The organism is Dorea ammoniilytica, from assembly GCF_025567415.1.
Taxonomy (GTDB): Bacteria; Bacillota; Clostridia; order Lachnospirales; family Lachnospiraceae; genus Claveliimonas; species Claveliimonas ammoniilytica.
Map to the genome: position 1 here is coordinate 397396 of NZ_JAOQJV010000001.1, position 14174 is coordinate 411569.

Annotated in this window: 9 protein-coding genes and 1 tRNA gene; 3 read left to right on the forward strand and 7 right to left on the reverse strand. The window is 42.2% G+C overall.

What is annotated here, in order from left to right; genetic code table 11:
* Window positions 1-97 precede the first annotated feature (97 nt).
* The 6 genes from OCV65_RS01930 to OCV65_RS01955 form a co-directional block, all read right to left on the reverse strand.
* A complete protein-coding gene (locus tag OCV65_RS01930) occupies window positions 98-652 on the reverse strand; it encodes a hypothetical protein (protein ID WP_262580743.1) in 555 nt (184 codons plus the stop codon).
* 163 nt (window positions 653-815) lie between these two features.
* The gene (locus tag OCV65_RS01935; protein WP_262580744.1) at window positions 816-1460 is read right to left on the reverse strand and encodes an HD domain-containing protein; all 645 of its coding nucleotides are present in this window, start codon (window positions 1458-1460) and stop codon (window positions 816-818) included.
* Window positions 1461-1820: 360 nt separating this feature from the next.
* Window positions 1821-1903 (reverse strand) — tRNA-Leu (locus OCV65_RS01940).
* An 84-nt stretch (window positions 1904-1987) separates the two neighbouring features.
* A complete protein-coding gene (locus tag OCV65_RS01945; RefSeq protein WP_262580745.1) occupies window positions 1988-3262 on the reverse strand; it encodes a diaminopimelate decarboxylase in 1275 nt (424 codons plus the stop codon).
* Window positions 3263-3291: 29 nt separating this feature from the next.
* Entirely contained in the window at window positions 3292-4728 is a 1437-nt protein-coding gene (gene pyk, locus OCV65_RS01950; protein WP_262580746.1) for a pyruvate kinase, read from the reverse strand.
* Window positions 4729-4827: 99 nt separating this feature from the next.
* Window positions 4828-5685 (reverse strand): rhomboid family intramembrane serine protease, encoded by an 858-nt coding sequence (locus OCV65_RS01955; protein WP_262580747.1) that lies wholly within the window; start codon window positions 5683-5685, stop codon window positions 4828-4830.
* Window positions 5686-5941: 256 nt separating this feature from the next.
* On the opposite strand from OCV65_RS01955, the gene OCV65_RS13545 reads away from it, so the two are divergent.
* The 3 genes from OCV65_RS13545 to OCV65_RS01970 all read left to right on the forward strand — a co-directional run bounded on the left by OCV65_RS13545 (window position 5942) and on the right by OCV65_RS01970 (window position 12475).
* Window positions 5942-10189, forward strand: a complete 4248-nt coding sequence (locus OCV65_RS13545) for a 2-hydroxyacyl-CoA dehydratase (RefSeq protein ID WP_262580748.1) — start codon at window positions 5942-5944, stop codon at window positions 10187-10189.
* Window positions 10190-10386: 197 nt separating this feature from the next.
* Window positions 10387-10962 (forward strand): TetR/AcrR family transcriptional regulator C-terminal domain-containing protein, encoded by a 576-nt coding sequence (locus OCV65_RS01965; protein WP_262580749.1) that lies wholly within the window; start codon window positions 10387-10389, stop codon window positions 10960-10962.
* A gap of 142 nt (window positions 10963-11104) precedes the next feature.
* Complete coding sequence (locus OCV65_RS01970; RefSeq protein WP_262580750.1) at window positions 11105-12475, forward strand: radical SAM/SPASM domain-containing protein; 1371 nt, start codon at window positions 11105-11107, stop codon at window positions 12473-12475.
* A 90-nt stretch (window positions 12476-12565) separates the two neighbouring features.
* Here the strand turns inward: OCV65_RS01970 and gpmI are convergent, their stop codons facing one another.
* Window positions 12566-14104, reverse strand: coding sequence for a 2,3-bisphosphoglycerate-independent phosphoglycerate mutase (gpmI, locus tag OCV65_RS01975; protein ID WP_118451967.1), 1539 nt, complete (start codon window positions 14102-14104; stop codon window positions 12566-12568).
* Window positions 14105-14174: the final 70 nt, after the last annotated feature.

Here is a 14174-nt window from a genome sequence, read left to right on the forward strand (position 1 = left end):
TCAATTCATATGATAGCAAAAACGACCTTTCAAAAACAGTTAACTCTAAATCAACTATTTCTTGAAAGATCGTTTTGCCAAAATTCTCGGAGTATTCTCAGAATCCCCAATAATATCTCATTTTTCTGTCATATGGCACACCGATCTCCCATTCTTCTTTTTCAGATGCATAGTCCCATCTTTCCTCAACCTGGCAATAGTATTCAAAAACACCGGTTAAGCCCCACGGTTCAACCAGATACACATGTCCATTTTCTTCCCAATATCCTCTACAGCAAGGCAACTGAACAGAATTAGGTAACGCAGGACATTTTTTTCGTTCTATTTCGTCCGTAAGCTCTGCTTTATTTGCAACATTTAGCGAGGCATAAACACACCATCTTGTTGAACCGGAACCGCCGCCATCATGGTAAGATTCTGCATAGCTCTCTTTATAGAATATGTAATCCATCGTCTCTTGGTACCTGGCATCATAATATCCGCCATCCAATACTACATTAAGCGTATCTGCCGTTATTTCAAATGAATAAGGTTTATAACATATTTCCTTGATAATACGCTCTGCACATTTTACAATATCATTTGAATATTTTTGGACAAATGGATGAAACGATTCCGCAAACACACTCCTTGCATTTTCTGATTTTTTCACATGATTCCCGTTGCTCATATGCATGATCTCCTTTTATGATTCACTAATGATTTAAAATATGATCTTGTATAAAGTATAACACATATATTTTTTCTTTCCACTGCAATGATTGCTACTAATGAATAAAATTTATATTGATATGTTTTTCCACTATCTGCATATCCTAATAATCCTTTCCATCCCACTCTGCCATAAACTCATCCACATACTCTCTCATGAATCGCTCCCGTTTTTCGGCAATTTTCCTTCCAGTATCCGTACTCATCATATCCTTCAGCAGAAATAACTTTTCATAAAAATGATTGATCGAGGTGGTAACATGATCCTGATATTCATCTTTACTCATTCCAAATTTCGGAACGATCGCCGGATCATAAATTGCTCTGTTATGATTACCTCCATATGCAAATGCCCTCGCTATACCAATCGCCCCAAGGGCATCCAGTCTGTCCGCATCCTGTACGCATTTTCCTTCTACAGTAGACGGAATTACCGAATCATTCCCTGCAAATGATACCTCATCAATAATCTTACAGATTCGTTCGATGTTATCGTCTGACACACACTGTTCTTTCAAAAAACTGACCGCATGCTCCTTCTTTTCATATGTTTCCGGTGACAGCTTCCTTTCATCCACATCGTGCAAAAGCGCCGCTAACGAAACAATCTCCATATCCGCATTTTCCTGCTCTGCAATCGTTCCTGCCACACGATACACTCGCAATGAATGAAAATAATCATGTCCACTGAAATCGTTTAAAAAAATATTCTTTATATAATTAACCGTTTCCGCAATCACATGTTCCATGTTGTCCCCCTTTATATCTTGCCGATCAGTACCACAACTCCCCGTCTCTGAGCCTCTTCTATGGTAAGATTAACATCTATCAACTTCTCCTCATGCTCTATTTATTGAATATCCATTACAATATTCTTTCAAAAACTCCGCCTTCAAAATAAATATCCTTACCTTCGCTGTCCTTATAAAAAGAAATCTGTTCCGTACCTGTCAGTTTGAACTCCAGACTTTCAAGCAGTCTGACTGACGGCAGATTTTTAAATACTGTTCTATTTTCATCAATCCGATAGATGTAAATGTAGACAGTAAAAAAAGAGAGCTACCGCTTCACGATTTTTTAATCGTTGAAGCGATAACTCCATTCTATAATGCGGATGGCGGGACTTGAACCCGCACGTAGTCACCTACGCAAGATTTTGAGTCTTGTGCGTCTGCCATTCCGCCACATCCGCATTCGGCTATTCATGAGCCGAAATTAATAATAGCACAGATTCCATAAAAATACAATAGAAATCTGGAATTAATTATTAATAAATTTATTTTTTAGGAAGACGATCTGCAATATCAAAGCAGTCAAATGTTGCAAAGTAATCTGCCGGTGTCTCTGCACGGCGGATCAGCTGTGTAGAACCATCTTCTTTTAACAGTACCTCCGCTGAACGCAGACGTCCGTTGTAATTGTATCCCATGGAATATCCATGTGCACCTGCATCGTGGATAAACAGCAAATCTCCCATATCGATCTTCGGGAGCATACGGTCTACTGCAAACTTATCACAGTTCTCGCACAAGCTTCCTGTCACATCATACATATGGTCACACGGTTCATTTTCCTTGCCCATTACAGTGATATGATGATATGCGCCATAGATTGCCGGACGCATCAGGTTTGCTGCGCATGCATCCACGCCAATGTATTCTTTGTGAGTATGCTTCTCGTGAATTGCTTTTGTAATAAGTCCGCCGTATGGTCCAAGCATAAATCTTCCAAGCTCTGTGTAGATTGCCACATCCCCCATTCCTGCCGGAACAAGTACTTCTTCGTATACCTTACGCACACCTTCACCGATTACAGCAATATCATTCGGCTCCTGATCCGGTTTGTAAGGAATACCGATACCACCTGACAGATTGATAAATTTGACATGTGCTCCGGTCTCTTTCTGCAGCTTAACAGCCAACTCAAAAAGCACCTTTGCAAGCATCGGATAATACTCATTTGTTACTGTATTACTTGCAAGGAATGCATGAATACCAAATTCCTTAGCGCCTTTACTCTTCAGAATACGGAAAGCATCAAAGATCTGCTCTGTGGTCATACCGTATTTGGCATCACCCGGATTATCCATAATATCATTGGAAATCTTAAACAGTCCACCCGGATTGTATCGACAGCTGATAATCTCCGGAATATGGCCAAGAGTCTCCTCCAGACAGTCAATATGAGTAATATCATCCAGATTAATGATGGCACCGAGCTTATCCGCATATGCAAATTCTTCTGCCGGGGTGTCATTAGATGAGAACATAATATCTCTTGGTTGAACTCCGGTAGCCTCTGACAGCATAAGCTCTGTCAGAGATGAGCAGTCATAGCCGCAGCCATACTCTCTCAGAATATTCATAACAAATGGATTCGGTGTCGCCTTTACTGCGAAATACTCACGAAATCCTTTGTTCCATGCAAATGCATCTTTCAGAGCCTGAGCATTCTTACGAATGCCAGCCTCATCGTATAAATGAAATGGTGTCGGATACTCCTTCACAATCTCTTCCAACTGTTTCTTTGTGACAAACGGTGTCTTTTTCATCTGTGTCTTCCCTTCTGTAAAACTTTTATTTAATCAATAACTGCAATACGCATCATGTTGCTGACGCCTGCTTTGGTCTGCTTAAAGTTAGGTGATGGGATACCTGCTGTTACAATAACAATATCTCCTGTCTCTGCTTCCTGCTTGGCTGAAATCAGATCTACAGCACCATTCAGGATGTCTTCTGTTGTAGCAAATGCCAGTGACTTATAAGAGCGAACACCCCAGTATAACTGCATTCTGCGCATAGTTCTGGAATCTGGTGTTACACCAAGAATGTCGGCTTTTGGTTTAAATTTAGACATCACTCTTGCTGTTGCTCCTGATACGGTTGGTGTTACGATACACTTTGCATTCAAATTAAGAGATGCAGCTACAGATGCATAACCGATTGCGGAAGAAATGTCTTTTTTCTGGTGATCGCTGGTTCCATTCAGGATTGCTTCATAATCCAGATGCAATTCTGTATTTTCAACAATGTGTACCATCATATCCAAGGCTTCTACCGGGTATTTACCGTTAGCAGTTTCTCCGGACAGCATAACTGCATCCGTTCCGTCATATACTGCATTAGCAACGTCAGTTACTTCTGCTCTGGTCGGTCTTGGATTACGGATCATGGAATCCAGCATCTGTGTAGCAATAATAACCGGTTTGTAATTATCATTACATTTCTGGATAATCTGCTTCTGCAAATAAGGGACTTCCTCCGCCGGAATCTCAACCCCAAGATCGCCTCTGGCTACCATAACACCATCTGCACAGCGGATGATCTCGTCGATATTATCCACACCTTCTCCATTCTCTATCTTGGCGATAACCGGAATATACGGTGCGCCACATTCCTTCAGCCATGCCTTGATCTCAAGAATACATTCTGCATTTCTTACAAATGAAGCAGCGATAAAATCAATATCCTGCTCTACACCGAATCGGATATCCTCTTTATCCTTTTCTGTAATAGCAGGAAGACGAATGGCAACTCCAGGTACATTCACACCCTTCTTCTCACCAAGCTCACCACCATTATCTACAATACATTTGATTTCTTTATCTGTTTTACCGATAACCTTCAGCTCGATCAGTCCATCGTCAATCAAAATAATGCTTCCTACAACTACATCATCAATCAGTCCGGCGTATGTGATAGACACACCTGTCTCATCACCGATTTTTTCCTCAATGCTGAGTGTAAATGCATTGCCTTCTTTCAGCATAACCTTTTTACCATCTTTCAGCTGTCCGGTTCTGATCTCCGGTCCTTTGGTATCCAGCAGAATCGCAATTGGTTTCTTCTCCTGTTCGCGGAGTTCTTTCAACTGATCCATTCTCCCTTTATGTTCTTCATGGGAACCATGCGAAAAGTTAAATCTGGCAATATCCATTCCTGATTTGATCAGGGCGCGCATTACTTCTTTATCGTTTGATCCAGGTCCCATAGTACAGATAATTTTCGTTTTTTTCATAATCAATTTCTCCTCATTTAAAATTCTCTTCATTTAGGTTTCTTATCCTGTTTCCTTTAGACATACAATAATCTTCTTAACCGGCATACATATATAGTATTACTTCACATGTGTATGCGTAAACAAGTGATCCTGACAATATTCATAATCACCGTTGCATCTTGAGCAATAACGAAATTCCAGATTCGGATCATCCAGCTCTGTCCTTCCGCACACCGCACAACGGTGTCTCGCGCCACCGGCATAGTGATTAACCGGACGCATTTTCTGCTTAAACTGCTGCTTCCGCATACGCTCTTTCGGACTGTAAGGCTTCATGTTCCGCGAACATAAGAAAAAGATCACGAAATTCAGAATAGATACAACTGCAGCAAGTGCATTCGCTTTATAAAGAATACCATAATATCCTCCGCCATAAGCCGGAAGAAATGCCTGCAGTACTGTGTATCCAAAATACACTCCGTCAATAATCGCCAGCCATTTGGCTTTGATCGGGATCAGAAAGAACAGCAGAAACTCAAGTTCTGGATACATCGCTGCAAATGCAAAAAACAGCGACAGATTCAGATAGCTGGTTCCTAATGGCAGGGAAAGCCCTGTCAGCAGGTAAACAATGATAGCTGCGATCACATGGAACAGCATTCCTGAAAAGAAATATACATTAAACCGGAATGCGCCCCAGGTCCTCTCGAGATTGGATCCCAGCACGTAATAAAAATATAATACAATAATGATAAACAGCAGACTCGAAGATGGTGGCTGAATGATAAATGTCACAATCCTCCATATCTGTCCATGCAAGATCGCCGCAGCGTCCAGACTGAGATAATTATAATAAAATGATGGGTTAATCATCTGAAATACAAATCCCACCGCATACAGAATGATGATGTAATACATCAGATTGTGAATCGCATAGCGGCCGAATTTGCGTTCTAATTTGTCAAGCCAGTTCATATTCCTTCTCCTTAATCTTTGCTGTAAACATGTAGTTATTCTACCTTTTCCTTTTTTATTTGTCAATTACGCACCGATGAAAACACATATTTTACATATTTCCGCCCTGTATTTTATAAATTTTTCACTTGATCTCCGGCAACTTCTAATTGTGTTTTAGAAATGAATGTCGTATAATGTTAAAAGTTGTAAAAAAATACTTTACACATTTTAATAGGAAAAGACACATATTTATATACCAGAAAAGGAGATATCCATGAATAGAAATGAGATCTATACATTGGGAATTGATATTGGTTCTACTACAGTTAAGATTGCCATATTAGATTCTGCCAATGAAGTATTATTTTCAAGTTATGAGCGGCATTTCGCCAACATTCAGGAAACTCTTTCCGACCTTTTGGGGCGTGCAGCAGAGAAACTCGGCAGTATCCATGTTTCACCGGTCATCACCGGTTCCGGTGGACTGACACTTGCCAAGCATCTGAAAGTCCCATTCGTACAGGAAGTTGTGGCTGTATCCACTGCCCTTCAGGACTATGCCCCTCAGACCGACGTAGCAATCGAACTCGGCGGCGAAGATGCCAAGATCATTTATTTTGAAGGCGGTAATATTGAGCAGCGTATGAATGGTGTATGTGCCGGTGGTACCGGTTCTTTTATTGACCAGATGGCTTCTCTTCTTCAGACTGATGCATCAGGACTGAACGAGTATGCTAAAAATTATAAAGCGCTCTACACCATTGCAGCGCGCTGTGGTGTATTTGCCAAATCTGACATTCAGCCATTGATCAACGAAGGTGCATCGAAAGAAGACTTATCTGCCTCGATTTTCCAGGCAGTAGTCAATCAGACCATCAGTGGTCTTGCCTGCGGTAAACCAATTCGCGGACACGTAGCATTTCTTGGTGGACCGCTTCATTTTTTATCTGAATTGAAAGAGGCATTTATCCGTACTTTGAAGCTGGATGACGAACATACCATTGCTCCGGATCACTCCCACCTCTTTGCTGCTATTGGATCTGCGCTGAATTCTGAGCATGATCTGGACATACCTATTCAGACTATGCAGCAGAGACTTGCCGATCACATTCAGATGGACTTTGAAGTTGAGCGTATGCAGCCGCTCTTTGCCTCAGAAGATGACTATAACGAATTTACCAATCGTCATAATAAAGACCAGGTGCCAATGAAGGAACTGTCTTCCTACCATGGTAAAGCCTTCCTCGGTATTGATGCGGGCTCTACTACAACCAAAGCAGCACTGGTAGGTGAAGATGGCACTCTTCTGTACTCTTTCTACCATAATAATGAAGGAGATCCATTAGGTACTACCATTTCCGCAATCAAGGATATTTATTCCAGACTTCCGGAAGATGTGGAAATCGTCCACTCCTGCTCTACCGGATATGGTGAAGCTTTGATCAAAGCCGCTCTGATGCTGGACGAGGGTGAAGTTGAGACCGTATCCCATTATTATGCTGCATCTTTCTTTGAACCGGATGTAGACTGTATCCTGGATATCGGTGGTCAGGATATGAAATGCATCAAGATCAAGAACCAGACGGTAGACAGTGTACAACTTAACGAAGCATGCTCTTCCGGCTGTGGTTCTTTCATCGAGACCTTTGCCAAATCTTTGAACTTCTCTGTTCAGGATTTTGCACATGAAGCATTATTTGCCAAGAATCCAATCGATCTTGGAACACGTTGCACTGTATTTATGAATTCCAAAGTAAAGCAGGCACAGAAAGAAGGAGCTGAAGTCTCTGACATTTCTGCCGGTCTTGCTTACTCTGTTATTAAAAATGCATTATTTAAGGTAATCAAAGTATCTGACGCCTCTGAACTCGGTAAGCACATTGTTGTTCAGGGAGGTACGTTCTATAACGATGCTGTTCTTCGCAGCTTTGAAATGATTGCCGGATGCGATGCAGTTCGCCCGGATATTGCAGGTATCATGGGAGCATTTGGAGCTGCACTGATTGCCAGAGAGCGTTACGTAGACTGCGAAGGTACAACCATGCTGTCTATCGATGATATTAATGCTCTGGAATATCGCACAACTATGACCAAATGCAAGGGCTGCACCAACAACTGTCGTCTTACCATCAGCCATTTTAGCGGAGGACGTAAGTTTATTACAGGTAACCGTTGTGAACGTGGTCTTGGTAAAGAAAAAACAGCTAATAAATTACCGAACCTTTTTGATTATAAGATGCACCGGTATTTTGACTATGAACCATTATCGGAAGAAAAAGCAAAACGAGGTGTCATGGGTATTCCTCGTGTACTTAATATGTACGAGAACTATCCGTTCTGGCATACTTTCTTTACCGAACTTGGATTCCGTGTAATTCTGACACCGGCATCTACAAGAAAAATATATGAGCTTGGTATTGAATCCATTCCAAGTGAATCTGAGTGTTATCCGGCTAAGCTTGCACATGGACATGTCCAGTGGCTGATCAACCAGAAGGTTCCACATATCTTCTATCCTAGCATCCCTTACGAGCGTCAGGAGTTCGAGGATGCCAACAACCACTACAACTGTCCGATCGTAACCTCCTATCCGGAGAATATTAAGAATAATATGGATGCGATTGTGAATGGAGAGGTCGACTTTATTCATCCATTCCTTTCATTCAAGAGCGAAGAGACTCTTTCTTCCAGTCTGACAGAAGAAATCGGAACAAGATTCTCCATCCCTGAAACAGAGATCAGAGCCGCTGTACATAACGCATGGCTGGAGCTTGCCGCCTGCCGTGAGGATATGATGAAAAAAGGAGAAGAAACCATCGCATTCCTGAACGAGACCGGTAACCGTGGTATCGTTCTTGCCGGACGTCCATACCATATTGATCCTGAGGTTAACCATGGTCTTCCGGAACTGATCAATTCCTACAATATTGCCGTACTGACTGAAGACAGTGTGTCTCACCTGCATCAGGTAGAACGTCCGATCAATGTTATGGATCAGTGGATGTACCACTCTCGTCTGTATGCAGCAGCCAACTATGTGAAGACAACCGAGAATCTGGATCTAATCCAGCTGAATTCCTTTGGCTGTGGTCTGGATGCAGTTACAACCGATCAGGTAGCAGATATTCTGAATCGCTCAGACAAAATCTACACCACCTTAAAGATTGATGAGGTTAATAACCTTGGTGCAGCACGTATTCGTGTCCGCTCCCTGCTTGCCGCCCTTCGTGTGCGTGAACAGCGTGGAACCAAACGCGAGATTCGTCCTGCTAATATTACCAAGGTGCCATTTACCAAAGAAATGCGTAAAGAATATACCATTCTTTGCCCTCAGATGTCACCGATTCACTTTTCACTCTTAGAGCCGGCATTCCGTGCTTCCGGTTATAAGATTGAAGTACTTCCGAATGACAACAAACAGGCAGTCGATGTGGGATTAAAATATGTAAATAATGATGCCTGTTATCCATCACTGATGGTGGTCGGCCAGATTATGGAGGCAATTCTTTCCGGCAAATACGATACCGATAAGATTGCTGTCATCATCAGTCAGACCGGTGGTGGATGCCGTGCTTCCAACTATATTGGATTTATCCGTCGTGCACTGAAAAAAGCCGGATACGCACATATTCCGGTCATCTCCATCAACTTAAGCGGACTGGAAGGTAATCCTGGATTCAAGATCACCGCTCCACTGGTTGTCCGCGGTGTATATGCAGTTGTATTCGGAGATATTTTCATGAAATGTGTATATCGTCTCCGTCCATACGAGGCTGTACCGGGTTCCGTTAACGCTATGCATAAGAAATGGGAAAAACGCTGCGCTGATTTTGTGTCCAATGGTTATCCATCCAGACATAAGTTTAAGAAAATATGTCGCGAGATCATTGAAGATTTTGATAATATCGAACTTCTGGATATCAAAAAACCTCGTGTTGGTGTTGTTGGTGAAATCTTGGTTAAGTTCCTGCCTGCAGCCAACAACCATCTGGTAGACCTTCTGGAAAGCGAAGGTGCTGAGGCAGTTGTTCCTGATCTTCTGGACTTCCTGAACTACTGCTTCTATAATCAGACATTCAAAGTAGAGAAACTTGGATTTGCCAAAAAGCAGAAAATGCTCGGTAACCTTGGAATCAAAGCTATCGAATGGCTTCGTGCCCCGGCAACGGAAGCGTTTAAAAAGAGCAAACATTTTGCCCCGCCGGCTAAGATCGAAGATCTTGGTAAAATGGCGTCCGAAATCGTATCCCTCGGTAACCAGACCGGTGAAGGATGGTTCCTTACCGGAGAAATGTTAGAACTGATCCACAGCGGTGCATCCAACATCGTTTGTACACAGCCATTTGCATGTCTGCCAAACCATGTGGTAGGTAAAGGTGTTATCAAAGAACTCCGCAGACGTTACCCTCAGGCAAATATCGTAGCCATCGACTACGATCCGGGTGCCAGCGAAGTTAACCAGCTGAACCGTATCAAATTAATGCTGTCAACTGCTAACAAGAATCTTGATGCTTCTAATTAAAGTCGAACGTCCGTGAGACTTAGCGCGTGATTCTGGTCAGCGAAGCTGACATATTCCTATCAGAATCACTGCGCATCCTCGCGGAGCGTTTATCTCAGTCGGAGATTGGACTCCCACTGAGACAAATTCGCTATTACTCACCCCCTGAAGAGGTTGGAGTCTTCTCGACTGAGATAAATATTTGAAAGGAGTATTCTATGCGGCAATCTACCAAACAGGCTCTTTCGGAAACTTTTAAAATACTTCTGGAAGCCCGAACGATTGATAAGATTACAGTAAAAGATATTGTGACTAAATGCGGGGTAAACCGTCAGACTTTTTATTATCATTTCCGTGACATCTATGAACTGATGGAATGGACTCTGGAGAATGATATCAGAGAATATTTATCCGATATATCAGATTTCTCTGAAGATTCTCTGGTTATCGAATGGAAGGAAAGCATTTATCACTTATATCAATTCCTTTATTCCAGAAAAAAGCAGATTCTTCATGCATATGACCCCGTTAATAAAACATATTATGAGAATTTTCTGCTGAAATTTATTACACCGATCATAGACTACCGCATTTCCCTGTGCACGTCAGCTTCGTCTGTACCAAAGGAAAAACGTGTATTTGTTACCAAAGCCTATACGTGGATCTGCCTCGAACTGATTCTCGAATGGTTAGAACACGGTATGCCAAATGAACATAAAATTCAGTTGGATGATTATCTTACCTTAGTAGATGGCAGTCTTGATACTGCTCTTGAACGTTTCATCCAAAGATAGCATTTTATTCCTCACATACCTTTTAGACAGAGTAATCCTTGTGTCAAATTTTTTGACACAGGGATTTTTTTGTCGATTGTTAATTTCAAACAGATATATATCATTATATATATAACTGAAAGAAATAAGTATAAATGGAGGAATGAATATTATGGATACTTCAAGCAGAATTGTACAATATGGTCTGAAAACCGCATTTAATTATATTGAAAAGAACCCAGAACAGAATCTTCCGAAGCTTATGGATTGGGTAGACAAATTAGCCGGCAATGGACCGAACAGCTATCCATCCCAGCGTGCCGCAATCCGAAAGGTCATTAATAATCCGGACAACAACATGTATCAGCTTATTATTAATATACTGACAGAGATTGATCCCGGCATATTAAAAGCAGTGTTTGAAAATTTCTTTCTCAATGCCAACTTACTTGGATGGAAAAGACAAACAGAGTTGCGCGAGAAATACCACTGTAATATTCCATGGGCAATCCTACTCGATCCTACATCTGCCTGTAATCTGCACTGTACAGGTTGTTGGGCAGCCGAATATGGAAACAAGCTAAACCTGACCTTTGATGAGATTGATTCTATCATTATGCAGGGGAAAGAAATGGGCATCTACATGTACATATATACCGGTGGTGAACCGTTGGTACGTAAAAAAGATCTGATCGCATTATGCAGAAAGCATCATGACTGCCAGTTTCTTTCTTTTACCAATGCAACCCTTATTGATGAAGAATTTGCTGAACAAATGCTGGATGTAAAGAACTTCATTCCTGCAATTAGCGTAGAGGGATTTGAAGAAGCCACCGATGGACGACGTGGAAACGGAACATTCCAGAAGGTTGTAAAAGCTATGAACCTACTGAAAGAGAAGAAACTTCCATTTGGTATCAGTTGTTGCTATACCAGTCAGAATCTGGATTCTATCAGCAGTGATGAATACTTTGACCAGATGATCAAATGGGGAGCCAAGTTTGTATGGTATTTCCACTATATGCCGATTGGAAATGATGCTGTACCTGAACTCCTGCCAACACCTGCGCAGCGTGAATATATGTATCATAAGATCCGTCAGGTACGTGCAACAAAACCAATTTTTGCTATGGATTTCCAGAACGACGGCGAATACGTAGGCGGATGTATCGCCGGTGGACGCCGCTATCTGCATATCAATGCGAATGGCGACTGCGACCCATGTGTATTCATCCATTATTCCGATTCCAATATCCGCGAAAAGAGCCTGTTAGAAGTGCTTCAGTCTCCGATGTTCATGGCATATCACGATGGTCAGCCATTCAATGAGAACCATCTGAAACCGTGTCCGATGCTTGAGAACCCACAGCTTCTGCGGCAGATGGTTGCTAAAACCGGTGCACATTCTACCGACCTCCAGTCACCGGAAAGTGCCGATCACCTCTGTGATAAATGTATGGCATATGCCGAGAACTGGACTCCGACCGCTGAACGGTTATGGAGCAATAGCTGCCGATGCAAGAAGGCTGAATAATCTGACACCCATTTTAACCTATCCTATATAAAATGAGCGCCCGGACATTACGTCTGGACGCTCATTCTTACAACCATTCATTATTTTCGATTATTTTACAAGCAGTGATTTACCTGTCATTTCTTTTGGCTGTTCCAGTCCCATCAGCTCGATCAGAGTCGGTGCGATATCTGCAAGGCATCCACCCTCACGAAGCTTGTATGCAGGATCTGCATTTACCAGAATAAATGGTACCGGATTGGTTGTATGTGCTGTAAATGGCTCACCTGTCTCTTTGTCAATCAGCTGTTCTGCATTGCCGTGGTCAGCACAGATAAACATCTGTCCGTCTACTTCACGGATTGCATCTACTGCTTTTCCAACACATGCATCTACAGCTTCAATTGCTGCGATTGCTGCAGGTTCTACGCCAGTGTGACCTACCATATCCGGGTTAGCAAAGTTGATGATGATCACATCATATTTATCAGATTTAATCGCATCTACCAGCTTATCACATACTTCGTATGCGCTCATCTCCGGCTTCATATCATAAGTTGCAACCTTTGGTGATTTTACAAGAATACGATCCTCACCTTCATTTGGTTCCTCAACGCCGCCGTTAAAGAAGAACGTTACATGTGCATACTTTTCTGTCTCTGCAATACGTGCCTGTTTCAAACCATTAGCAGCAAGGAACTCACCAAATGTATTGGTAATCTCTTCTTTTACAAACGCAACCAGCTTGTTAGGAATGGTCACATCATACTCTGTAAAGCAAACATATGTGGTGTGGATTCTTTCTCCACGATCAAATCCGTCAAATGCATCATCACAGAATGTTCTTGTAATCTCTCTTGCACGATCCGGACGGAAATTAAAGAAGATCACGGAATCGTTATCTTTGATCGTAGCTACCGGGGCTCCGTCTTTCTCTACAACAGTCGGAAGTACAAATTCATCCGTTACATCCTTGTCATAAGAAGCCTGAATGCCTTCTGTGGCACTTGTAGTCTTCTCACCCTCGCCAAATACGAGTGCACGGTATGCTTTTTCTACTCGATCCCATCTGTTATCACGGTCCATAACATAATAACGTCCCATAACAGATGCCACTTCACCTACGCCGATTTCTGCCATCCTGGCTTCAAGTTCAGCTACGTATTCTTTACCAGATGCCGGTGGTGTGTCGCGACCATCAAGGAAGCAGTGTACATATACTTTCTCGATGCCCTGACGCTTGGCCAGTTCCAGGAGTCCGTAAATGTGTGAATTATGGCTGTGTACACCTCCATCGGATACCAGCCCATATAAATGCAGTGCAGAAGCATTTTTCTTTACATTCTCGCATGCGGCAAGCAGTGCCTTATTCTCAAAGAAATCTCCATCCTGAATTGCTTTTGTGATCTTAGTCAGATCCTGATATACGATACGTCCGGCTCCCATGTTCAGATGTCCTACCTCTGAGTTACCCATCTGACCATCCGGAAGACCTACAGCAAGTCCACTTGCGTTACCCTGTACAAATGGGCATTCAGCCATCAGTTTGTCCATAACCGGCTTCTTAGCCTCCGCTACGGCATTACCTTTGGTCTCATTATTCAATCCATAACCATCTAAAATCATGAGTACGGTTGGTTTCTTGCTCATTATTCTATCTCCTCTATGTTCTACTATTTTTTATCACAAATTCATAAAAACATAAAATCGCAGGGGCGAA

Bases quoted from the DNA above. Each gene is read 5' to 3' on its own strand.
- OCV65_RS01935 (WP_262580744.1), bottom strand. From the start codon at position 1,460: ATGGAACATGTGATTGCGGAAACGGTTAATTATATAAAGAATATTTTT.
- OCV65_RS01945 (WP_262580745.1), bottom strand. From the start codon at position 3,262: ATGAAAAAGACACCGTTTGTCACAAAGAAACAGTTGGAAGAGATTGTG.
- pyk (WP_262580746.1), bottom strand. From the start codon at position 4,728: ATGAAAAAAACGAAAATTATCTGTACTATGGGACCTGGATCAAACGAT.
- OCV65_RS01955 (WP_262580747.1), bottom strand. From the start codon at position 5,685: ATGAACTGGCTTGACAAATTAGAACGCAAATTCGGCCGCTATGCGATT.
- OCV65_RS13545 (WP_262580748.1), top strand. From the start codon at position 5,942: ATGAATAGAAATGAGATCTATACATTGGGAATTGATATTGGTTCTACT.
- OCV65_RS01965 (WP_262580749.1), top strand. From the start codon at position 10,387: ATGCGGCAATCTACCAAACAGGCTCTTTCGGAAACTTTTAAAATACTT.
- OCV65_RS01970 (WP_262580750.1), top strand. From the start codon at position 11,105: ATGAATATTATGGATACTTCAAGCAGAATTGTACAATATGGTCTGAAA.
- gpmI (WP_118451967.1), bottom strand. From the start codon at position 14,104: ATGAGCAAGAAACCAACCGTACTCATGATTTTAGATGGTTATGGATTG.